Annotated in this window: 14 protein-coding genes and 4 pseudogenes; 7 read left to right on the top strand and 11 right to left on the bottom strand. The window is 61.5% G+C overall.

Annotated elements, in window-relative coordinates; genetic code table 11:
* The 4 genes and pseudogenes from EN745_RS10425 to EN745_RS36520 form a co-directional block, all read right to left on the bottom strand.
* The coding region (locus EN745_RS10425; RefSeq protein ID WP_245487687.1) for a Ulp1 family isopeptidase at positions 1-3,049 on the bottom strand (3,049 nt) is incomplete at its 3' end.
* An 833-nt stretch (positions 3,050-3,882) separates the two neighbouring features.
* Entirely contained in the window at positions 3,883-6,189 is a 2,307-nt protein-coding gene (locus EN745_RS10420) for a S9 family peptidase (RefSeq protein WP_126080685.1), read from the bottom strand.
* Between the two features lie 515 nt (positions 6,190-6,704).
* Positions 6,705-7,628: pseudogene (gene fni / locus EN745_RS10415) on the bottom strand (type 2 isopentenyl-diphosphate Delta-isomerase); the annotation flags it as partial.
* Positions 7,617-7,856: pseudogene (locus EN745_RS36520) on the bottom strand (hypothetical protein); the annotation flags it as partial. The pseudogenes fni and EN745_RS36520, both read right to left, overlap by 12 nt.
* 311 nt (positions 7,857-8,167) lie before the next feature.
* Between EN745_RS36520 and EN745_RS10410 the strand changes: the two are divergent.
* Genes EN745_RS10410 through EN745_RS10395 form a run of 4 tightly spaced genes read left to right on the top strand, consistent with a single transcriptional unit; the run spans position 8,168 to position 11,092 of the window.
* Positions 8,168-8,464, top strand: coding sequence for a DUF2604 domain-containing protein (locus EN745_RS10410; protein ID WP_126057779.1), 297 nt, complete (start codon positions 8,168-8,170; stop codon positions 8,462-8,464).
* Positions 8,457-9,074: a putative metal-binding protein gene (locus EN745_RS10405; RefSeq protein WP_126057778.1), complete on the top strand. Its 618-nt coding sequence runs from the start codon at positions 8,457-8,459 to the stop codon at positions 9,072-9,074. Before EN745_RS10410 ends, EN745_RS10405 begins: the two co-directional genes overlap by 8 nt.
* Positions 9,071-9,559, top strand: coding sequence for a Mov34/MPN/PAD-1 family protein (locus tag EN745_RS10400; protein WP_126057777.1), 489 nt, complete (start codon positions 9,071-9,073; stop codon positions 9,557-9,559). The genes EN745_RS10405 and EN745_RS10400 overlap by 4 nt, the downstream gene beginning before the upstream one ends.
* A 3-nt stretch (positions 9,560-9,562) precedes the next feature.
* Positions 9,563-11,092, top strand: coding sequence for an E2 ligase fold family C protein (locus EN745_RS10395; RefSeq protein WP_126057776.1), 1,530 nt, complete (start codon positions 9,563-9,565; stop codon positions 11,090-11,092).
* Positions 11,093-11,324: 232 nt separating this feature from the next.
* On the opposite strand, the pseudogene EN745_RS10390 reads toward EN745_RS10395, so the two are convergent.
* From EN745_RS10390 to EN745_RS10360, 7 genes and pseudogenes are all read right to left on the bottom strand, one after another.
* Positions 11,325-13,793: pseudogene (locus tag EN745_RS10390) on the bottom strand (S8 family peptidase).
* Between the two features lie 17 nt (positions 13,794-13,810).
* Positions 13,811-14,797 carry an ATP-binding protein gene (locus EN745_RS10385; RefSeq protein ID WP_126057775.1) on the bottom strand — a complete coding sequence of 329 codons (987 nt, stop codon included), beginning with the start codon at positions 14,795-14,797 and terminating at the stop codon, positions 13,811-13,813.
* Positions 14,798-15,152: 355 nt separating this feature from the next.
* Positions 15,153-17,123, bottom strand: a complete 1,971-nt coding sequence (gene rlxS, locus EN745_RS10380) for a relaxase/mobilization nuclease RlxS (protein ID WP_024505648.1) — start codon at positions 17,121-17,123, stop codon at positions 15,153-15,155.
* Positions 17,124-17,301: 178 nt separating this feature from the next.
* The gene (locus EN745_RS10375; RefSeq protein WP_024505647.1) at positions 17,302-17,985 is read right to left on the bottom strand and encodes a lytic transglycosylase domain-containing protein; all 684 of its coding nucleotides are present in this window, start codon (positions 17,983-17,985) and stop codon (positions 17,302-17,304) included.
* Complete coding sequence (locus tag EN745_RS10370; RefSeq protein WP_024505646.1) at positions 17,973-18,521, bottom strand: S26 family signal peptidase; 549 nt, start codon at positions 18,519-18,521, stop codon at positions 17,973-17,975. The genes EN745_RS10375 and EN745_RS10370 overlap by 13 nt, the downstream gene beginning before the upstream one ends.
* Positions 18,518-18,787 (bottom strand): helix-turn-helix domain-containing protein, encoded by a 270-nt coding sequence (locus tag EN745_RS10365; RefSeq protein ID WP_024505645.1) that lies wholly within the window; start codon positions 18,785-18,787, stop codon positions 18,518-18,520. Before EN745_RS10365 ends, EN745_RS10370 begins: the two co-directional genes overlap by 4 nt.
* A 181-nt stretch (positions 18,788-18,968) precedes the next feature.
* Entirely contained in the window at positions 18,969-19,292 is a 324-nt protein-coding gene (locus EN745_RS10360; RefSeq protein ID WP_024505644.1) for a DUF736 domain-containing protein, read from the bottom strand.
* Between the two features lie 1,010 nt (positions 19,293-20,302).
* Between EN745_RS10360 and EN745_RS10355 the strand changes: the two genes are divergently transcribed.
* From EN745_RS10355 to EN745_RS10345, 3 genes and pseudogenes are all read left to right on the top strand, one after another.
* Positions 20,303-20,650 (top strand): hypothetical protein, encoded by a 348-nt coding sequence (locus EN745_RS10355; RefSeq protein WP_063169239.1) that lies wholly within the window; start codon positions 20,303-20,305, stop codon positions 20,648-20,650.
* Positions 20,651-20,712: 62 nt separating this feature from the next.
* Positions 20,713-21,006: pseudogene (groES, locus tag EN745_RS10350) on the top strand (co-chaperone GroES); the annotation flags it as partial.
* A 65-nt stretch (positions 21,007-21,071) separates the two neighbouring features.
* The coding region (locus EN745_RS10345; protein ID WP_281034768.1) for a TCP-1/cpn60 chaperonin family protein at positions 21,072-21,644 on the top strand (573 nt) is incomplete at its 3' end.

Below are 21,644 nucleotides of genomic sequence, written 5' to 3'. Positions count from 1 at the left end.
AGTCAGGCTCGTCTTCCAACAGTTGCCGCAGTTCCCCTGGCTCGAATGCCATCATCGGTGGGGAGGCGGGTTCATCCTCCAGCAGCTGCCGCGGCTCTTCCTCGTGCGGCAAGCGCCTCCTTAGCCGGTCTTGCAGCGCCTGCCGATCGGCAACGAGGTTGTCGAGGGGCAGCGGCTCGTGGTCTGGCCGCTGCCCTTTCACCAATCGTTCAACCAGCGCCCACGTGCCCTCCAGGACAAATACGCCGCAATCATAATGGTTCGTCTGTCTGGCCATGGGGGCTGGCGCCAAGGTAGCATTCAGCAGTCCTGCGAGCTGTTTTGCAGGCACGTCGTTATATCCCTCTCGCTGGAGGGAGTCGTAGTGATAGGCGAACCGCCTTTCGGGGTCGCGGCGATCAACGAGCAGCAGCGACCAATGGGTGCCGGGGCTAGTAGCCGTGCCATTATTCACTGGCAAGAACAGGAAGTCGGCTGTGGCGTTGTTTTGATTATAGATGGACTGCAATATGCCTCGAGCGTCTTGCGGCGACGTGTGTCGCAGTAGATGGGATACGGAAGGATCCACCAGCCGAGTCCGGGCAGCGAGCGCCGGATTGATCCCCTGCAGTTGCCGCTCCAGCAAATTGTAATCTCTCTGGACATGGGCGTCGCTCAGCCATTCGGCGGCGCCGAGCACCCGCCCCGTTGCAACGTTGGACGGGGCTGTCGGATCGAGCGCCCCGATCTGAGCCCCAGAGGAACTGGTCGTCAGTGTGGTCACATCAACCAGTGGAAGGCCGCGGTAGGTGCCTGGCAGCTTAGCGGTTGCTGGCGAGGCGGGTTGGGGAGCTCTTGCCGGTGCCGCTGGCCCAGCTTCAGCAGCGGCCCCAACGCGCCTGGTGACTGCGTCTGCCGGATGAGCAGCAAGGACAGTTTCGCGCCCGAGCACAATGCGCGGCAGGATATCCCGGAGGTGAGCCAATGCAGAACCGATACTTAGTCTATTACCATAGGAGACAGCCTTGAAGCTCTCAACATCTTTATCCAGCGATTTGTCGTGAATCCGAGCGGCAATCCCAGGCTTGTTATTTTGACGCAGATACTGGCTAAAATGTCTAAGAAAATTTGTATAGCCGCCCACGGTATCTGGATTCCGTCCGGTCGCAGGCGCTGCCAGGTACTCCTTGGTCGAAGCGGCTCTGTAATCTCTAATGAGCTCGGCATCGTCAGGATAGGGGATCACGAGAGGGCGACCCATAATCGGGGCTCCGCTTGTCGACTTCTTGAGGTAACGCAGTGCGCCAGCCACGGTGGAGGAACCACCCGTACTCTCGTACTCCTTGAGATCCTGATCCAGCGACGAATGGTAAAGCCGAGCAGCAAACCCTGGCTTGTTGTTTTGAAGGAGCCACCGACTAAAGCCGAAAAGAGAATTTACATTGAAAGTGACCGTGTTCGCGCTGGCCTTACCCGCGTGGAATGCTGCCCTCAGCCCTTCGATAGCGGTCGCATCGTTGGAATAGACAGGACGCTTGTCGGAACCGTTGGGGACTACAATTGGACGATCCGGCTGCACTGTCGAGGACATCGAACCACCACCTCCGGGATGCGGTGCTGGGGTGGATTCGTGTTCATCCCTCTGCCTGACGAGCTGCGCCTCAGATTCCGGTGTAGCCACCTTATGAGGATCCTGCATCGGTTCGATCCCCTCCATCTCCTGCTGCAACCAAGCCAAAGCTTGGCGAGCGGCGGCTTCATCAACCGCGGAGGATGTCTCCACACCTCTGGCGGACGCCGGCAGAGCCTGCTCCGCCCGCCGTCGAAAGAGCTCTGGCGAGGCGGATTTCTCCGCCCACAATCTGGGCTGCGTAGCGAGTCCCCGTCCAGATTTATGTGGCACCGCCTCGCTTGGCAGCGGGCTGCTCCTGTCCCGTGCAGCTACCAGCCCCTCCGGGGCGCCCTGGTCGCCGTGGCGCCAGTTCAAGTGAGGGACGGCCTCTCCAAAGTCGGGTGCTTGGTGTTGGTGCGCGGTTGGGGCGAGAGACAATGGTAGATCGGTGCCCTCCTTATAACCTACCGGCAGGAGCTCCTCTGGCCAATCGAATCCCTGCTGTGGTGCGGTATGCTGAGCAGCGTCGCCACGGGGACGAGCCTCCATGCTGACCGCGTTTTCCAGATGACTCCCGAGTATAACGCGCGGCGGGTGCTTGCGGATATAAACCAGTGCAGATTCGATCGGAGCTCCACGAGTAGAGGAGGCGGCCTTGTAGCTCTCAACATCTTTATCCAGCGATTCATCGTAAATCCGGCCCGCAATCCCGAGCTTGTCATTTTGACGTAGGTAATGACTGAAATGGTTAAGAGCAGTTGCGTAGCCGCTCGCGGATCTGAAATGTCTAGTGAGCGCGGCGTCGTCAGGATGGGGGTTCAGGACAGCGCGACCCACAATCGGGGCGGCTCCGCCTATCGGCTTCATCAGTTGACGCAGTGCGCCAGCCACTGTGGAGGAACCACCCCTACTCTCGTACTCCTCGAGATCCTGGCTCAGCGACGGATGGTAAAGCCGAGCAGCAAACCCTGGCTTTTTGTTTTGAAAGAGCCAACGACTAAAGCCGAAAAGAGAATTTGCGCTGCGAGTGACCGTGTCCGGCCTGGCTTTACCCGCAAGGAGTGCAGACTTCAGCCCTTCGATGGCGGTGGCATCGTTGGAATAAACAGGACGCTTGTCGGCACCGTCGGGGGCCACAATTGGACGATCCGGCTGCACTGTCGAGGGCATCGACCCATCGAGATGCGGCGCTGGGGTGTATTCGTGCTCATCCCCCTGCATCGCGAGCTGCGCCTCCCGTTCCGATGTACCCACCTGATGGGCAGGGAGTTGCATCATCGCGCGAGCGCCTGAGTCACCAACCTGACCTGGTTGCCGCTCAGTGACAGCATGCTGCAGATTGCTTTGGATCCTCTGCCTCTTCGTTGGTCTCAACTCACCTTTGCCATGCGAGCCATTGACGAGGACATCCTCGCCTGGTGCACTCATCAACTCATCCGCCGCCTGCAATTCGCCCAAGTGCTGCTCAAAACCGGCTTGGCCGGCTTGTCCGCTTGCTCGTGCGGTACGGCGTGCTGCACCTGCAGCCAAGCTGCTACGATGAATGTCCAGTTTGTACGGGTGCACGCTAGCCTCACTTCCACAGATCACATGAGCAACCTACTCAGGCAAGCTTTCGAAAGGCTGACGAGGTCCGCCGCCGCGGAAGGCGAAGGCTGGTTTTCTGCTCAGCGGTTGACGGCCTAGCGTGTTGCGGCCGCGCCGGGTATCACGCCAATCAATCTGAATAGTCGATGCGTCAAACGAACCAGGATAGGATTTTCGTAGCGGGGCTGCTCTACTCACTCTTGTCCTGAGGTAGAATTCAACCATATCGCCGAGCAACTGGATGCCGATTGGATACCCGATCCGGAAAGCTTCAGCTCATATGTGACGCGAGGATGAGAATCGTGGCAGCTCCAGACCGACGGGCTGCCACCCACAGCGGCGATGACCGACGAGGGTCTTCTATTGCCAAGGTAATCGTCCGTTCGGGGACCTATGTGTTCCTATGCTCGTCGAGCGGATCGGGTGGGCCGCACCGCCGTAGCGTTACGGCGAGCGGAAGCGGCGTTGGGTGCGGCTTTTCCCCTGAACGCTTCACACCAGGCTGATAGGGGATCTTGCAATCGCACACACGCGGTCTGCAGGCGTGCCTATCAAGCAGTTTGCTCAGACCAACGTCGCGGCGAGCCTATCCTCAATACGCAGCGCAAGTCCTAGACTCCACGATCGTCCTTCGGTGCAGATTTGCTCGCGCCTCGCCCTGATTACAGCCGATAAGGCGAGCTAACAATTGCAAGAGCCACAAGCTACTCCAGCTCGATCGGTTTGCTGTTCCAGTCGGGCGGGGTCTGACCGAGAATGTTGCGAACGAAGAAGTCTAGGAGTTTGCGCTCGGTGTAGGTGCCTAGAGTATGGTGATTGGCACCAGGAACGTAGACAATGTCAAAATCTTTTCCTGCCTTGATGAGTCGATCGGCAAGCTGGAACGAGCAAAACGGATCGACATTATCATCCATTTCGCCGACCGCGATCATCAGCTTGCCCTGCAGCCTGTGAGCATTGTCAACGGCGGAGGATTGCGAATATTCAATGCCGACCGGCCACCCCATCCACAGTTCATTCCACCAGGTCTTGTCTATCCTGTTGTCGAAGCAGCCGTTTTTGGCGACGGCGACCTTGTAGAAATCGGGGTGAAAGAGCAGCGCGCTGACTGCACTCTGGCCGCCGGCGGATGCGCCAAAAATGCCGACGTTGGATATGTCGTACCATGGATATTGCGCGGCCGCCGCCTTGTGCCACAGAATGCGATCGGGAAATCCTGCGTCCTTCAGATTCTTCCAAGCAACATCATGGAAGGCGCGGGAGCGGTTGTTGGTGCCCATGCCGTCGATCTGAGCAACGACGAAGCCCAGCTGCGTGAGCGGCTCTGTCCACCGCGAGAAGGATTTTGGGACGAAGGAGCCGTGGGGTCCAGCATAGATATTCTCCACAACCGGGTATTTCTTCGTCGGGTCGAAGTTGGCTGGCAGGTGGAGCACACCCCAGATGTCAGTTTTGCCGTCGCGCCCCTTGGAATGGAAACTGAGCGGCGGCTGCCAGCCTGCGGCGACGAGCTCGGAAATGTCGGCCGTCTCGATCTGCTGGAGCTTGGCATTGTCGCTGGCGCGGTAGAGTGCCATGCGCGGGGGCAGATCGATGCGTGACCAGAGATCGACATAATAGCGCCTGTCAGGCGAGAACTCGATATGGTGGTTGGCCGGTTCGGGCGTCAGTGCAGTCAGTCCCTTGCCGTCAAAGCCGATGCGGTAAGCATGGACCCAATAGGGGTCCTCCTGCGAGTTCATCCCGCTCGCCTCGAACCAGATCTGACGCTTCACCGGATCGACATGGTTGACCCTCCGGACGACCCACTCACCTCGGGTGATCTGGTTTTCGAGCGCGCCTGTCCGGCCGTTGAAAAGATACAAATGCTCATACCCGTCGCGCTCTGATGCCCAGATGATCTCCTTCCCGTCATCGACATCGTAACGGAAGATTTTTCCGGCATCCTCCTGGCCATGCCCCAGCGGCAAATAATCCACGAATGTCTCGCTGGTCTCATCGATCAGGGAGCGCCCGCGGCCCGAGGCGGCGTCTACCTCGACCAAGCGATAGAGCTGATGCCCGCGCTGGTTATATTCGAAAGTGAAGCCGCGGCTGTCCGCCCACCACCGGAGAGGGGAAAGTTCGAAGACGTTCGAGAAGAGGGCACCGTCAATCACGATCTGGCGCCGGCCGGCAATGTCGAACAGGACTGGTTGGGGCAGCGGAAGGACATCGCCCGGCCTGGGATAGAATATTGTTGAATATTCCCGCTCCAACTGGTCCGTCGATGAATTGAGGTAGCGGACCTCTCGCCTATAGCCGGGGCGAACAAGGTAAGCGGCGAGGTGGCGCGAGTCCGGCGACCAGCTCAGCGTCGAAAAGACGTAGCAATTGCCTTCGGCTCCGTCCCGGCTCAGAGGAACATCCTGCAATCCGTCCTCGCTGCGCAGGAAAACGTTGCAGTTCTTGATATAGGCGATCCATTTGCCGTCGGGCGACGCGTTGCTCTTGTCGGGGTTGTTCTCCGCTGGCGGCGTGTAGCGGTGGCTGAGCTCCCTACGGTCCCCTTTCCTTGCATCGAATGTGGTGCTGGTACAGTCATAGCTTGCAAGGTCGCAGCTCCACCGGGTGTCTTCAATCTGGAAGTCGAGCCTGCGACCATCCTCACTCAGTTCGAAACGGTCGAACGGAAGATTGCCGGCTTGATAGCTCTCATGGCTCACCTTGTTTAGCGCTGCCGCCAGACGCGCCTGATCGAAAGCGGGCCGCTTGAAACCCGTGGCAGCATCGACCTGCATGAACTGCTGCTCGCCGTGGCTAGTCCGGCGGTAGACGAAGGCTTCACCCCCGGTCAGCCAGAAAGGCATTTTGGGGACATTGACAGTGAGCCCGCCATATCGATCGTTGATCGTAAGTGCGCGCTTGAAATCGGCCGGCGCTAGCGTCGGGTGTAAACTTTTCGAACCCTTGGCCAGCGTCTGAGTTGCCGATCGCCATGCCGCGCGCGTCAAAGCGCCGATCCTGGACATACCTGTTCACTTCTTTCGGTTTTCGGAATGCTAATTTTGAAGTTGGGTTCTCGTCGCCGGTCTGCAGCAGCGCCGAGCGTCGCCTTGGAGGAGAGCCAGCACGCGGGTGCAGCCAGGCACGCGCAACAGGGGCGCTCCTTGGACATCCAGGCACTGGTTCGGGTGCCGATTGAAGAGTTGGCGTCCGTCGCCGAAACAACCAGGAAAGAGCGTCCATGCAGCCCTGACGCGACTATTTCCCCGCGAGTATGGCCGCTTGCTTTTCTGCATCATCTGAAAGGTCCTGCTCTAGTCGGGCCGGATGTCACCCCGGCAGATTGTGCTATTTCGACAATCTCCGAGCGATTGCCGCCGGCCCATGACGAGGTTTACCGATAGGGCGCAATATGCGTGCCAAAGGAAAAGCGGTTTAATACACGGCAATCCGCCTATGTCGCATCCCCAACATCGTCGCACACCGGACAATGCCGGACGATATTGTCCCGGGGCGTCAAATTGGTTTGATGGTGACCCAACAACTGGCGGATGACGATCTCGAAATGCGCGACAACGGCCTCGGTGGACACTGTCGCCGCGCCCAGCACGCTGGCCGCCTGCCCGGCGATGTCCGCGCCCAGGCGGATGGCCTTGGCCACGTCGACGCCATCGCGGATCCCGCCCGACGCGATCAGCTTCACCGTTGGCAGCGCCCGACGCACCGCCTGCACGCTGGTCAGGGTGGGAATCCCCCAATTGGCGAATGACATCGCCACTGCACGGTCGGCGGCATTGCGGGCGCGCTCGCCCTCCACTGCGGCCCAACTGGTGCCGCCGGCGCCGGCGACATCGATTACCGCCACGCCCGCCTCGACGAGCGCACAGGCCACCGAGGCGGACAGGCCGCCCCCACTTCCTTGGCCACGATCGGCACGCCCACGATGCGCGCGGCGCCAGCGATCAGCGCCAGGACGCCGCGCCAGTCGCGGTCGCCCTCCCGGCTGTACCGCTTCCTGCAGCGGATTGAGATGGACGATGAGCCCATCGGCCTCCAGCGCGTCCACCGCGCGACGCGCCAGGTCCAGGCCGTCGGCCTCCCGCAGTTGCGCGGCGCCGATATTGGCCAGCAAGGGAATGTCTGGCGCCAGGCGGCGCAGCGCGCGCGTTAGCCCCTGGGAGTTACGGGATTGCAGGCTCACACGCTGCGAACCGCACATGGCGATCCGCAAGGCTTGCGCTGCCTCGCTCAAATGCCGGTTGATGGCCTCGGCCCGTGGCATGCCGCCGGCCATAGAGCTGATCAGCAGCGGCGCGCGCATAGCCTTGCCCAGCAGCGAGGCGCGCAGGTCGATCTGCGTCAGGTCCAACTCGGGCAGTGCGCAGTGTTCGAAATGGATGTACTCCCAGCCAGCGGCCACCGTGGCCGGCGCCGTTCGCCGATCCAGCACCAGCGAAGCGCGCAGCTGAGCGCAGCCCTCGAATCCGGAGAGAACGCACGGTACGCCGTGCCCCAGCGCCTGCTCCACGGCGGCGAGCTGCTCCGGCGCGATCAGGCCAACGTCGTTGCAATCGTCTAGCCAGAACAGCAGCGCCAGTTCGCGATAGAACGCCACGATCAGCGTTTCGTTCTGCGGATCACGGCCGGTGCGGGCGCTGGTGTCGCGCAGGCTCGGGTGAATGCGTTGCAGGATTGGGGGACGCGTGACGCAGTCAAAGCTCCCCTTGCCAAGCACGGAGCAGGCGAGTGAGAGAGCAGATGAATAGGCGTGTCGCCAATATTTTCGCATTGCTATAATCGATTATAGTTGTGAGGAGCAATTTGAGACCATTTACTTGCGGCTCAAGTCACCCATAAAAGAAGGCAAGCACCGATTCGGTAGCTTATCCCCTGTCTTTCGCGTACTCGCGGCCGTGGCGCCGGGTGAACGATTGAAGACCGCCGGTCTCACTCGCAGGTGGGCGCCAGGGCGTGGGACGGTTGGCAAGCCACAGGAGTAGGACAATGTCGAAGGATTCGGGTAAGGGCGATAATCACGGCGGCGGGCCGGGCAAGATCGAGATCACGATGGTGGTGAACGGCCAGCCCACGCAGGTCGAAGCCAATCCCAACCAGCCGCTTCACGTCATTCGTACCAAAGCCCTTGAGAACACGCAGAATGTCGCCCAACCAGCCGAGAATTGGGAATTGAAGGATGAGGCCGGCAACTTGCTCGACGTCGACAAGAAGCTTGGCGATTTCGGTTTCCCGAATACTGTGACCCTGTTCCTCAGCCTGAAGGCGGGCGTCGCAGGTGCCTAAACCCCAAAGTGTGGATCCGGAGGTCTCCCGAGCGAAGTTTGATCGGGAGATCGGCCGGTTCCGGCCATATGCTGATGTCTATCGGGCTCAGGGCTGCTTCTTGATCGAGGCGACCTTTCCGCGCGCTTTCTTCATTTTCGCAAGCCTCAAGTTAAAACCACGGGTGATCAGCGCAGCGAGCGAGGTCGACTTCACCGACTACGACTTAAGACCACCGTCCGTGGTCTTCGTCGATCCGTTTACGCGTCATCCGATTGCCCGGAAAGATCTATACCTGAAAATGCTTAGACGTCCGCCGCTGCCCGGAACGCCGCCGGAGATGATAGGAGCTCTCATCCAGCAGAACGCCGTGCCGCTGACGGACTTCATCCAGGCCAACAGTCCCGAGGACGAACCATTCCTGTGCATGGCGGGCGTCCGGGAATACCACGACAATCCAGCCCATTCAGGTGATCCATGGCTACTTCATCGGGGTTCTGGCGAAGGCTGTTTGGCCTTCATCCTGGACAAGATCATCAAGTACGGAATCATTCCTATAGAGCAGTTGCAGATTCAACTCCCACCGGCAATCGTAGGAATGGTGGTATCCCCTCAGGCGATACAAGAATGACTGGTTTGAGAGATGTAACGATCGTGACTCTCCCGCGCGGCTGCATCTCGACCACGCATGGGCATCTGCGCTCAGTTGGTCGCGAAGGCAATGAGGGGATGGCGCTCTGGGTCGGCGTTCAGCAAGACCGGCACTTTGCCGTAACAGAGACGGTTATCCCGGCGCAGCGTCACATTCGGACAAACGATGGCGTTTGCGTGATCGTTGCGGCCGAAGAACTGCACCGGCTCAATGTCTGGCTCTACAAAAGCGGCCTGAAACTCTTGGCCCAGATTCACAGCCATCCGGGCCGCGCCTACCATTCGACGACGGACGACGCTTATGCGGTTGCTACCACGGTTGGGTGTCTGTCGCTGGTAGTGCCGAATTTCGCCCGCGAGCCTTTCGATTTTGCTCGGGTCGCCGCCTATCGGCTTGACGAAAAGGCCAAATGGAATGCGCTCCCTCCCGCGGCACTGTCGCGAATGATCATGATATCGAGTTGAACAATGGCATTCGCTAACTTCATCGATCGTGCCGCCACGGCGGCATCTCAGGTCCTGGCCGATTTTCATCTGGGAGACTTCAAAGCAGCTCTTGAAAAGCAGGTCGTGGCAGTCGCCTTCGACCATCAGGCCGCTTCCTGCGCCGAAGGCCAGGCGACACTAGATCTTGCGGTGAGATTGCTCGCTAGGCTCTACCCGGTTCTGGCGATACTCCCGCTGGACAGCGCGGCGAGCTCTCAAGCCCAAGCGCTGGAGCGCTTGGCAAAGTCGATCAATCCAAAAGTCGGCATCCGGCGTTCCGGCAAGTCTGCCACCGTCTGCGTCGTTGCAGGGGTAACGCGCCCATCACTCCGGTGCCCGATCTTTTTCGTGGGATCGGACGGTTGGGCGGCAAAGCTGTCGCGTACGGACCCGGTGGGCTCTGGCCCAAGTCTGCTGCCTTTTGGAGCTGGCGCCGCCAGTTGCTTCGGCGCCGCCAACGTCTTTCGAACTATCTTCGCCGCCCAGTTGACCGGCGCCGAGTTGGACGAAACCATCGACCTCTCGCTATGCAGCTACGACAAGACCAAAGCCGGGGAGGCTGGCCCGATCGACTTCCCAGTCGACCTTGGCGAAACCCACCTCGTTGGGCTCGGTGCGATAGGCCATGGCTCGCTTTGGGCGCTAGCGAGACAACCCGATCTCAAGGGTCGTCTGCATGTAATCGATCACGAAGCGATCGAACTCTCAAACCTGCAGCGCTACGCATTGGCCGGCCAGGCGGAGATTGGTATGTCCAAGGCGGTTCTTGCAGCCACCGCCCTTAGATCGACTGGCCTTGAGGTCGAGGCGCACCCTCTGACGTGGGCAGAATATGTTGCGCGCCGGGGCAATTGGGTCTTAGACCAAGTGGGTGTGGCGCTTGACACCGCCGCCGACCGTCTGGCTGTCCAAGGTGCACTGCCGCGATGGATCGCAAACGCTTGGATGCAGGAGCACGATCTCGGTATCTCCCGGCATGGTTTCGATGACGGCCAGGCTTGCCTTTGTTGCATGTACCTGCCATCCGGAAAATCCAAGGACGAGCACCAGCTGATTGCCGAGGAACTCGGAATACCGGAAGCACACGAGCAGGTGAAAACGCTCCTGCAGACAAATGCCGGAGTTCCCAACGACTTTGTAGTTCGCGTGGCTACAGCGATGGCTGTGCCGTTTGAACCGCTAGCCCCGTTTGTCGGCCAGCCCCTGCGCTCCTTTTATCAGCAGGCTATCTGCGGCGGTCTGGTGTTCCAGCTTAGCGAAGGAAGTCGCCGCGTTCGAACTGTGGTTCCGATGGCCTTTCAGTCGGTGCTTGCCGGGATTATGCTTGCCGCGGATTTGGTCAAGCATAGTGCGGGGTTTCCCATGAGCCCGACGACGAGCACTCGGGTGAATCTTCTGCGCCCCCTTGGCTCTCACTTGCACGATCCGAAGGCCAAGGACTCCAGCGGCCGCTGCATCTGTAGCGACGACGATTTCATTGCCGCTTACAGGCGCAAATACGGAGCGCGTTGATCAGGTAAGCGATGTCTCGGCCGCCTAAGCAGACGCGCACCTCTCCGTAGACGCAGGGGGCGCGGCTTGTGGGCGTGACCATGGGCGCCATTATGACACGCTTGGCCCGCTCCTTTGCCGGCCTATCGTCCTCCGCGCATGATCCCGTGCCGACGTGATGATCCAGCACCAGCCGCCATGGCACCAGAGGCTGGTCAAACCTCCGTTGTTGGCCGGTTTGGACAGTGCTGCATCAGGTCTCGACCGACGTCTCGACAGTCAGGGCTGCTTCGACGGGTGTGAAGATGTCAACATCGACCCCAGGCGCCCGAATCGTCACAATCAGGGCGTACCGAGCCAGAGCGTCGACGCGTTCCAGGTAAGGCTTCTCCTTCCACCAGCCCCCGACCGGGAACACGCCGATCGCGTCACGCTCGGCGAGATCGGCGGCGCTGCCCGACCAGAAATCGGCGTGCAACGAGCCGCGATCGCGGAAGGTGCCGAGCAGCCACTCTTCTCCGCCTCCAGCAGGCGCCCCTTCCTCCTCGTCCCGAGCGGCCTGATTGATGCGGGCTCGGAATTCGTCGACTGTCTCGGTCGCTGACTTTACTCTGAACCGAAGACCATGGGACGCGTAACGATGCCGGCGGGTCCATCCGCGTTCACCGGGGTTGGGTTCGATGAAATAGGACAGCGTGACGCGGAGCTCGACCTGGGCAGCGCCGAGCGCCGCGAGCTGCTCCTTCGGCCAAGGCAGGCGATGCAGCTTCATGTCACGCGTTTTGGCAGCCGCGCCGCCCTCGCGCTGGAAAGGCTGAAGCTCATCTTCAACGATAAGCGTGAGGTCGTTCACCGTTGACAGAAGCGCGCGCCCAAGATCTGGCACGCCGTAACCATAGCGCCGCACGAGCGCCTGGATCTCGCCCTTCGCTCCGTTGCACGCATCGATGCGTGCGCGCATCGCCGGAGTCCATTCGGCCGAGTGGACGATCAGGGCGCGAACCGATTCAGGCCACAGCTCGGGGCGCGCTGATAGAATTAGTCCCGCCATCCGTGCGGCATGGGCCGTTGCCGCGCTCGTATCTCCGAGGGTGGTGAAGTGGCGCAGTTCGGGTCGACAGAAAGTGGTCAATATCTGCAGATCGTCGATCGGCTCGCCGGGCAACACACCGTCATGGGCGAGATTGCCGCCTTCGAAGACGACCTCGGGCTTCACCGGCCACTGCCTGTCCCAAACGACCGAAGTGCGACTGCGCGGCGAGAGCTCGCCGACCGGCGCGATCGGAGCGTAGCCCGAAAAGTCGGTGTCAATGATATCGACCTTTTCTGTGAAAGCGCCGACCGTCAGCGCATTCCAGGCCTGAGAAGGATCATCGACTGCTTCCAGATCGTTGCGCGTCAAATGCTCGGCCGGCATGAGGTCATCGCCGATGTTGCCGGCAGAGAGAACGATCAAGCGTCGCTGTTCCTCTTCGAAACAGAGTTGGTCGATAGCGGCAGACCACGATGTGGGCCTTCCACGCGCCGGACTGGCGCTTGTCACAGCCATTGCGATCGCGCGGCGGCGCTCCGGCGCCTGCACCTCGGCGCGGGCGATCGCTTCCGCGGTGATCGCGCCATAGAGTTCTGGATCGTTTGCCTCGTCTTCTGGCGGAAGGATACGAACACTCTCCAGCCGAAAGGGCAATGGAACTGGATCGCCTCCGACCAGGAGCGGGACCAGATCACCGTACAGGCCGACACCTGCCATTCGCGTCCCGTGGCCGCTCCACGCAGGTGTGTCGTCGCTGCCCCATGCCGGTTTGACGGTGTGCCAGTCTTAAACGGCAAGTGCGGGTTCGATCAACGGGTGGGTGCGACGCACGCCGCTGTCGAGAATGCAGACCGCAATATCGGATTGAGGCGGTCTGACGCGCCCGAGAAGCTCGTCGCTCCAGTCCCTTTGCTCCGCGCCGCCAAGGCCCAGGAAGAAGGACGGCGTATCCTTCGCGCGCCGCAGCTCGGCGACGACATCGCTGTGCGCAATCATGCGGTCGAGCATTGCCGTGCTGGCGAGGGCCAGCATGACCACCCGCTCCGGAAACCTAACCGCATGCGTGCGCAAAGTGATGTTCAGGGCTTCGGCAATGTGCTCGAAGTTCTCGCGGCGACCGTCGCGCAGCCAGACTTCCCACCACACCTGCTCGTCAGCGGCCTGGGGGAAGAGGTCGTCGTGGTCGGTAAACAACGATCGTGCAGTCGCCAGCCTGACTGTCTCCATGCGGGAGACGAGCGGCTCGTTGCGCGGTCTGCCGCGGTCAGTATCAACGTCTCGATACGCCTCGACTTTCCGCAAATAATAGGCTTGCGCGCTTTGCGGCAGGAACACCGACGCTGTGATGGGAGCACCGGGTTGAGTTGGCTCATGGACGGCGACCAGCTCCATGTGCTGGCGACGATCGGCCAACTGGTCGAGGGCCGCCCGTCCGGACATGGGCAGATCGATCGCGAGGTAAAAGCCAGGCGTGCCGACCGACAGCTGGGGGTCACGCGCCGCAATCTGCTGGCGTGCACTTTCGACCGCTTGTTCGATGGATTGCGTCAAGGCCGCAGCATGCGACGCCCGATCACGCGCCGGCAGCGGCGGTGCATGTATAAGTTGGTTGGGCCGCCGATAGGCTTCCCGAATGCCGTTGTTGCGAAGGTGGATATGGGCGCGGTCGCGCGGAAAATCGTCTGCCATTATGATCTGTGCTGTCGCTACTCAAACAGCGACGCCTGCCGGCGTTCCTTCAGAGCGTCGATGAGCGCTTCCGAGGTGATCCGCTTCCCCCCCCGCAATATGATGGTTTTTGCAGCGTCGTCGGCCGCGCGCGTGATCTCGGCCTGCGACAGTCTCTCTGCCTGAGAGATCGCCTCGTTCCAGGCAAGCCCTCTGGTGTCGAAGCGGTCGAGTCGAGCCCGAAGCAGCGCCTCTATAATCGGCCGATCGGGCACGGCGTATTCGATGACATCGTCGAAACGGCGGAACAAAGCTCTGTCGAGCAGCTCGGGATGATTTGTTGCCGCAATAATCAGGCTGTGGCTGTCGTCTTGCTCGAGAAACTGCAGAAACGAATTCAGCACGCGCCGAATCTCGCCAACATCCTGGCGTTCGCCTCGACGCGCGCCGATGGCATCGAATTCGTCAAAGAAGTAGACGCCCCGCGTCGCCTGCATTGCATCAAAAACAAGCCGCAGCTTTCCGGCAGTCTCTCCCATGAACTTGGTGATCAAACCATCGAGGACGATCGTGAAAAGGGGCAGATGAAGCTCCCCGGCCAATGCCGATGCGGTCATCGTCTTGCCTGATCCTGGCGGGCCGACCAGAAGCAGTTTGCGACGGGGAACAAGCCCGTGCTCGCGCAAGCTTGCTTGTTGGCGCTGCTCTCCCAGCACGCGGTGCAGGCGCGAGCGCAGACTGTCCGGCAAAATCATGTCGGTCAGTCGCAGGTCCGGATAGCGCACATGCAGGAGCCCTGCGAGCTCGCCCTTTGGCTGAAAAAGGGGAACCGGCCGACTGCTCTTGACAATCCGGGCGTCCCTGCTCTTGGCTGCGTCGACCAGATCCTTGAGCTCCTGAGCAAGCTTACCATGGCCTTGACGTGCCTCATGCGCAGCAAGCTGCATCGCGATAGAGAGGAAACGATCCTCGTCGCCGGCAATGTGGCTTTTAAGCAGCGTCACGATATGGCGGGCCGTGGTCATGGCTCTCTTCTGGGGTATCCGTTTACTTGGCGAAGCGCATGCAACCTAAACGCTTTCAACGGCGATTTGTATCGCGCAATGGTGTTTTTTCTCTTGTCGATGTTCGCCCGTGGCAACTTCAGCGGTGAACTGTTGCGCCGCGGTCATAGGCCAGCCGGAATAACGCCGGCCAGCAGACAACAGTCCGCATCTTCGAGCGCTCGAAGTCTGGCCACTCACGCAGCGTGTCGGGTCCGAACGCTCCAAAGCCGCCCCGCCTGGCAGGTCCATGCGACCGATTGCGGGCGTGCGGCCATAAGGTCTACGCGGGCTCGCATGGCTGCCCGCGCCGCTGGCTAAAAAGCTGTACACCATCTCACGAAACACCAGGTCCGCTCCTTTGCCGGCCGACGGTCCATGAAATCCCCTCCCCACTTACGACACCGGAGACCTCCTTGCCCACATGGCGCTCAAGCACCGGCCGCCATGGCACCAGCGTGAACTCGCGCGACTTTTCAACGACGGCATATTTTCCGCTGGCAAGCTCGACGGAGCGGCGGAGCGTACCCTCTACTCGTCCTCCGGATCGCGCTTCGGCATAGGGCAGGCCAAGTTCCTCCGACAGTTGGCCAGCAACACGGTTCAGTTCTCGCTGGCGCAGGATCGAAAGCATGTTGGCTCGATAGACGATCCCATCCTGTTCTTTATGCGCGAGGCCTTGCGCGATCAGCCACTGCCGCCGGCGAGCTTGCGCCTCTCTCACGTCGCGGCCGAAGCCGGATCCGTGCAAAGGCTCGGGTCTATCGGCAACCAGCTCCCGGTCGAGCCAGGTGGCGCCGTTGAAGCTGACCTGTCGCTCCAGCGCCATTGAGGAGAGCTTGTCGGCAACGACAGGCTCGGCCCTGGCCCGCTGGCCCTCATAATTCGCGACGCGATCGAGATGGTCCGGCGCGATGAGCCAGGTGCCGTTCGGCTCTCGCTCGACGCCGCCGGTCGCGCGGCGGATCGCCTCCAGCCGCCGCACATGCGTTCGCGCAAAGCTCTCGGTGGCGGATGGGTCATGCTTCAGGTGCATATCGACGTCGTAACGGCCGCCATGCGCGGCGGCGATTTCGGCGATGGTACGATCGACCTGCCTCGGCTCGGTGTTCCTTGGCGCGACACGCACGATGCAGCCATTAGGCATCGTTTCCATCGCCTCGCCTCTACCGATGTTGATCCAATGGCTCTTACCGTCGACGGCGTCGACGATCATGTAATGGCGGTCATTGATCTCGTCGGCCAGTCCACGCGCGACAACGCGACCGACGAGAGACTGGACGGGCTCGCCGGATCGATCGTGGATCACCCAGTCGGCGGCCCTGCGGGCAAGCCCCTTGCCGGTCAGTTCGCGGTGCATGGTCTTGATGATGTCGCCGCGTTCGCCGGTGCGGCGCAGCGTGGCTTCGAGCTCATCGTCGAGGCGCCAGGAGCCAGCGCCGACCTCCGCGGCCAGACCCATCCGCTCGAGCTTGCGCAGCCGTCCCTGGTGCAGCGTCTGGCGAATGGCGTCGGGACCGCCCGGCGAGACCAGGCCGTCATCATCACGCATGCTGAGCAGCCGACGGTCGATGCTGGTGAAGCGTTCCTGCTCCATTTCCCGGCGCAGGCGAAGCTCAATCTCGCGGTCGGTTCGCGGACCGAGATCGAGGCTGACCAGCTCGGCCGCCCGCTCGCGGATGCCAGATGAGATATATTCGCGCGCGATGACCAGGTTCTCGCCACGGTCGTCCCTGCCACGGACGATGATGTGGCTGTGCGGGTGGCCGGTGTTGAAATGATCGACCGCGACCCAGTCGAGCTTCGTGCCGAGGTCTTCCTGCATCTGCGCCATGAGCCGCCGCGTCAGCGCCTTGAGGTCGTCGTACTCGATGCCGTCTTCGGCAGCGACGATGAAGCGGAACTGATGGCGGTCGCCGTCCGCGCGATCGATGAACGCCTTGCCGTCGACGCGGCCGCTGTCGGCGCCGTAGAGCTCGCCAGGTTCACCTTCGCGGGTGACCCCGTCGCGCTGAAGATAGCGTAGATGGGCACGCGCCCCGTCCGCGCCCTTGCCGGCGAGCTTGACGACCCGCGCCTTGACGATCACCCGGCGCTGGCGGAAGGCGGCATACCGGTCGCGCGATTTCAGCAGTGCGGCGGCCGCCCCGCCGCGCCCTGTCCGGCTTCCTGTGAAGCGACCACCGCGTTGCGGCCGGCCGCCAGCCCGGTTGATCGCCGCACGAACCTGGCCGGCATAGCGTTTGCCGGCCTTCGAGCCGCGCGACCCGATTTTGCCGAGCTTCGGCCTGAACTCGTCATCCTTAATGCGAGCCTCCCAGACATATCAAGCAAAATCAGACACTTACACGTCAAACCCTCTTGGCACCGGCGGCAGCCTCCCGGAAAAACGATGTGCAGACAAAGATTTAACCGCCTCCTGGAGGCGGTACCTTTATCTTGCCTTCCGCGCCCAGCCCCGCCAGACGCGCCCCCGTCCGCCATGGCTAACGCACCGGCTCCTTCGGCTGCGCGCCGTCCTTGCCGAGCGGCACGAAGAGATCGCCGTTTCGCACGCCTGAGTGAACACCGTCATGAATGAAGAACAGCGACCGTCCGAGAGGAGCGATTTGCGCCTTTGGAGCGACAGATTGGCTTTCGAACGCCTCGATGTCGGCCGCCGAAACTCCGGCCGCCTTGAGTTGGTCGAGGTACTCGACGGTCTCTTCTGGCAGCGGTTTGCCACGCTTCAAATGCTCGTCGTAGCGCTCGGGACCGGCATTGTAGGCGCCAAACAGGCCAGGAAATCCGAAGCGGTCATACATGGCACTGAGATAGGCCGTGCCGGCCAGGATATTGTCGCGCGGATCGTGGGGGTTAGGCCCAAGGCCGTGTTCGACCCGCATCTCTTCATAGGTGCCGGGCATCACCTGCATGAGGCCCATGGCGCCAGCGGGGGAGGTGATGGGGCGGCCGCCGCGCATTGTCTTGCCGCCGCTTTCGGCAGCCATGACGGCATAGATCCAGGCTTGGGGAATATGGAAGCGCCGGCTTGCTTCCGATACCAACGTCTGCCACTTTCGCAGCTGCGGACTTTGGGAGATGGCGACCGGCTCAGCGCCGGTCGAGGCGGAACAGGCGCATGGCGCAATGGCGATCATGCCCAACAAGAGGAGGGTCACTCGGTCCATAGTGGTACGAGCCTCCCGATGACATTTTGAGTGGGAACAGGCCCGAAATAGCGGCTGTCGAAGGAGCGGTTTTTGTCGCTGCCGAGCAGGAAAACCTCGTTATCCCCGAGCGCTCGGCAGCCGTTCCACCATGGCAAAGGTCGGCCTTCGGCGTCGATTTTGAGCCGGCGCGCGACGATGTCGCCGCCGATGATGATGGCGTCATTGAAGGCGCAGACATTATCGTCCGGCAGCGCTGCAAGACGTTTTGCCAGCGGCACATTGCGAGGCAGATAGCTGCGCTCGGCGGCGAGATACGCCGCGTATTCAGGCGGGCGCACGAGCACGAGATCGCCACGCGCCAGCGCTCCCGCAGCGATGCGGTAAAGGCCGATCGGCGCGCTGGCCGAGGCGTTCCAGACCAGCCAAGGGGCGGGCTTTCCCAGCGCCGTGAAGCCCAAAAGACCGAGACCGGCCGCGGCCAAGGCGACCGTCTTACGGGCTCGAACACGCCTCAGGCGGCTGCCGATCAGATGGATGGAAGGGCGCCGCCTCATGAACGGCCTCCCGTGCCGCCCTGGCCGGAACCGGCCTTGCCATCGCCGGCGATGGAGTGCTGCGGGTGTCCTTTCGACCAATGGTCGAGTTCGTCGATGTGATAGCGGACATAGCGGCCGTGCTTGCGGAATTTCGGGCCGCCGCCCTTGAGCCGCATCTTTTCGAGCGTGCGCTGGGAGAGCCCGATATAGAAGGCGGCTTGGGCTGTGCTGAGAAACGGGCTGCCCTTTTTCGCGCGGGCCGCGCGTTCGTTTTCGTCGTCCATGATGATCCTCGTTTCGCTTCGGACAAGCGAGGGCGAGGATGGGCGAGGGAGATCGTCTCGGGGACGGGCGAAGAGTCGGGGGAGAGTTTTCGCCGCCCTTTAGGGCGGACGGGGTTTGGGTGGAACTCCTGGGAATGAGCCCCGCGCCGGGGCTGCGGCGCGAGGCTCTTATCTCGGCCGGTCAGTCGGCCGGGTTCCAGATGATGGCGTAGGTGTCGTGATCGTCCTGGCCGGCGGCTCGGCCGAGATTGGCGTAGAGCTTGCGCGGTCCGAACTCCGGCGCTGCAATCGACAGGCTCACATAATCCTTGCCGGAAGTCTCGCCGGTGCGGATCCAGCCAGCGCCGACTTCGACCCCTTGCGTAAGCACCCGGAAGTCGGGATGGTTATCGGCGCTCTTGGCCTGGTTGGGGACGATATCGATGTCGGCGCGGACGCTGAGCGTCTTGAACTGGCCCTTGTAGGCGCCGTTTTCCTGCTTGTTGACGTAACCGATCGCGGTCATTTCGAAGTCTCCTTTTGTGGTTTCGCCGGGGACCATCCCCTGCGATGGCGCACCGTAATGGGCGCGTCAGGACCGCCTGAATCCGACAGGGCCGCAGCGACAGTGAAGGACCCGAGCGGGCAGCTTTTTTGTGAGCGAAGCGGCGCGAGGAAGCCGCCGCAGGCGGCGGGGAAAAAAGCTGATGGCGCGAGGGTTTCGGGCGGCCGGACCCGCCCATAGGTCGACAAGCCAGCCGCAGGGATGGTCCTTGGAGAGAGCATGGAGACCGCTCGCCAAGTGCGGTCTGTCAGCCAAGCAGGACGCCGGGATGAAACGGCCTGCAAAGATGCTGCGCCCTTATGCCGGATCGAGATCGTGCCAGCGGGTCGGGCGCCAGAGCAGACATCCGGCATGGTGCGATCTATGAAAGCAGGGCTCGCCAGCGGGAATTTGATACGCGAGGGGGCCAAAGTAAGGCTGGATGAGAAGCCGGTGCTACCTGCAGGTCCAGTGTCATGTGGCGGCGCTCGGGAAACCGCTACGCAATGTAACGCGCTCTTATGAGGCGAACAGACCGGCCCCAAAACCGATCGACCGGTGGTCGGCGCGAAACGCGTCATGCCTGTCCGAAAGCTGACAGTGGCAGAAGACGCATGTCGGGTTCCGCACAATTGACCATGCTGGATTTGTGAGGTTTTCAGGGAGAGCCATGCGTTCACTTCCCAGTGAGCTTTGGCACGGCATTTGCTCTTGATGTGGCAACACGGATCGAAGGTTGACTGCATGCACAAGCGCGAGATGAGCAATGCTCTCCTTTCCTGGAGGCTTGGCAGCAGATTCGATTTGACGTTGCGAGGAGCTTCAGCCGCTCGCGGCGGAAGTGATCTCAAATCTGAAGGCACCGTTGGGGCCGCAGCCATCAAACACATCTTTCTCTTTTTCGCAGCTCGTCTTCAACGCGATGCGGACTTCTTCGCGTCGACGGCGGCCGAAGGTGGAGAAGGGGCTCGACTTGCAAAAAGGAGTTGTCAATGACGTCTTACGTTCGCACCAACAGCCCGGCGCAGGTGCGCTCACTGTCCACCTTTGGCAAGCATCTGCAAAGGAGCGTGCTGACGGCGACGCTGCTTGCCGCGGCTTCGACGGGAAGTGAAGCGCAGCCCTATGTTCGTGCTGACGGCAGCACGACTGACGACTTGGAAGCGGCGCGAGCAAGTTGGCGTCATGACGCCGAATTCAATGGAAATGTGGGGCTCGCAGCCATCAACGCGGATGCCGCGTATGCGTTGGGTTCCACCGGGGAGGGGGCCAGAGCTCCTCGCCTGCCCTCGTCCGTCTTGACGAGTGCCCGCTTACAGCCTACCTCACTATCGCGTTAGCACTCGTCCATCGCGAGTGCTAACAAAAACCCCTCAACAGCGCACCAGGGAAAAATCCGAAAATGGCAAAGTCGAAGTTCCGCCCGCTGCATGACCGCGTGGTCGTTCGCCGGGTCGAATCCGAATCCAAGACCGCTGGCGGGATCATCATCCCCGACACGGCAAAGGAAAAGCCGCAGGAAGGCGAGATCATCGCTGTCGGCTTCGGCGCTCGTGACGAAGCTGGCAAGCTGGTCCCGCTGGACGTCAAGGCCGGCGACCGCATCCTGTTCAGCAAGTGGTCGGGCACGGAAGTCAAGCTCAATGGCGAAGACCTTCTGATCATGAAGGAATCCGACATCATGGGCATCATCGGCTCATATCAGGCCCTTTCGTCAACTGAATTCCCGGGCTCGATTGAAGCCCCTGCCAGGAGCTAAAAATGGCTGCCAAAGACGTAAAATTCTCCCGCGATGCCCGCGAGCGCATGCTGCGCGGTGTCAACATCCTCGCTGACGCGGTGAAGGTCACGCTCGGCCCCAAGGGCCGCAACGTGGTCATCGACAAGTCGTTCGGCGCCCCGCGCATCACCAAGGACGGCGTCACCGTCGCCAAGGAAATCGAGCTTGAGGACAAGTTCGAAAACATGGGCGCGCAGATGGTCCGCGAAGTTGCTTCGAAGACCAACGACATCGCTGGCGACGGCACCACGACCGCGACCGTTCTGGCGCAGTCGATCGTCCAGGAAGGCCACAAGGCCGTTGCCGCCGGCATGAACCCGATGGACCTGAAGCGCGGCATCGACCTCGCGGTAACCGACGTCGTTGCGACCCTGATCAAGAACGCCAAGAAGATCAAGACCTCCGAAGAGGTTGCCCAGGTCGGCACCATCGCCGGCAACGGCGATGCTTCGGTCGGCAAGATGATCGCCGAAGCGATGCAGAAGGTCGGCAACGAAGGCGTCATCACGGTTGAGGAAGCCAAGACCGCCGAGACCGAACTCGAAGTCGTCGAA

It is taken from the genome of Mesorhizobium sp. M4A.F.Ca.ET.022.05.2.1 (assembly GCF_003998845.1).
Classification (GTDB): Bacteria; Pseudomonadota; Alphaproteobacteria; order Rhizobiales; family Rhizobiaceae; genus Mesorhizobium.
The sequence above is the reverse complement of the archived record's forward strand: the minus strand, read 5'-3'. Positions and strand labels throughout refer to the sequence as shown.

Excerpts from the sequence above, each read along its gene's own strand:
- EN745_RS10420 (WP_126080685.1), bottom strand. The coding sequence starts at position 6,189 with ATGTCCAGGATCGGCGCTTTGACGCGCGCGGCATGGCGATCGGCAACT.
- EN745_RS10355 (WP_063169239.1), top strand. The coding sequence starts at position 20,303 with ATGACGTCTTACGTTCGCACCAACAGCCCGGCGCAGGTGCGCTCACTG.
- EN745_RS10360 (WP_024505644.1), bottom strand. The coding sequence starts at position 19,292 with ATGACCGCGATCGGTTACGTCAACAAGCAGGAAAACGGCGCCTACAAG.
- EN745_RS10385 (WP_126057775.1), bottom strand. The coding sequence starts at position 14,797 with ATGACCACGGCCCGCCATATCGTGACGCTGCTTAAAAGCCACATTGCC.
- EN745_RS10370 (WP_024505646.1), bottom strand. The coding sequence starts at position 18,521 with ATGAGGCGGCGCCCTTCCATCCATCTGATCGGCAGCCGCCTGAGGCGT.
- EN745_RS10410 (WP_126057779.1), top strand. The coding sequence starts at position 8,168 with ATGTCGAAGGATTCGGGTAAGGGCGATAATCACGGCGGCGGGCCGGGC.
- EN745_RS10400 (WP_126057777.1), top strand. The coding sequence starts at position 9,071 with ATGACTGGTTTGAGAGATGTAACGATCGTGACTCTCCCGCGCGGCTGC.
- EN745_RS10395 (WP_126057776.1), top strand. The coding sequence starts at position 9,563 with ATGGCATTCGCTAACTTCATCGATCGTGCCGCCACGGCGGCATCTCAG.
- EN745_RS10365 (WP_024505645.1), bottom strand. The coding sequence starts at position 18,787 with ATGGACGACGAAAACGAACGCGCGGCCCGCGCGAAAAAGGGCAGCCCG.
- EN745_RS10375 (WP_024505647.1), bottom strand. The coding sequence starts at position 17,985 with ATGGACCGAGTGACCCTCCTCTTGTTGGGCATGATCGCCATTGCGCCA.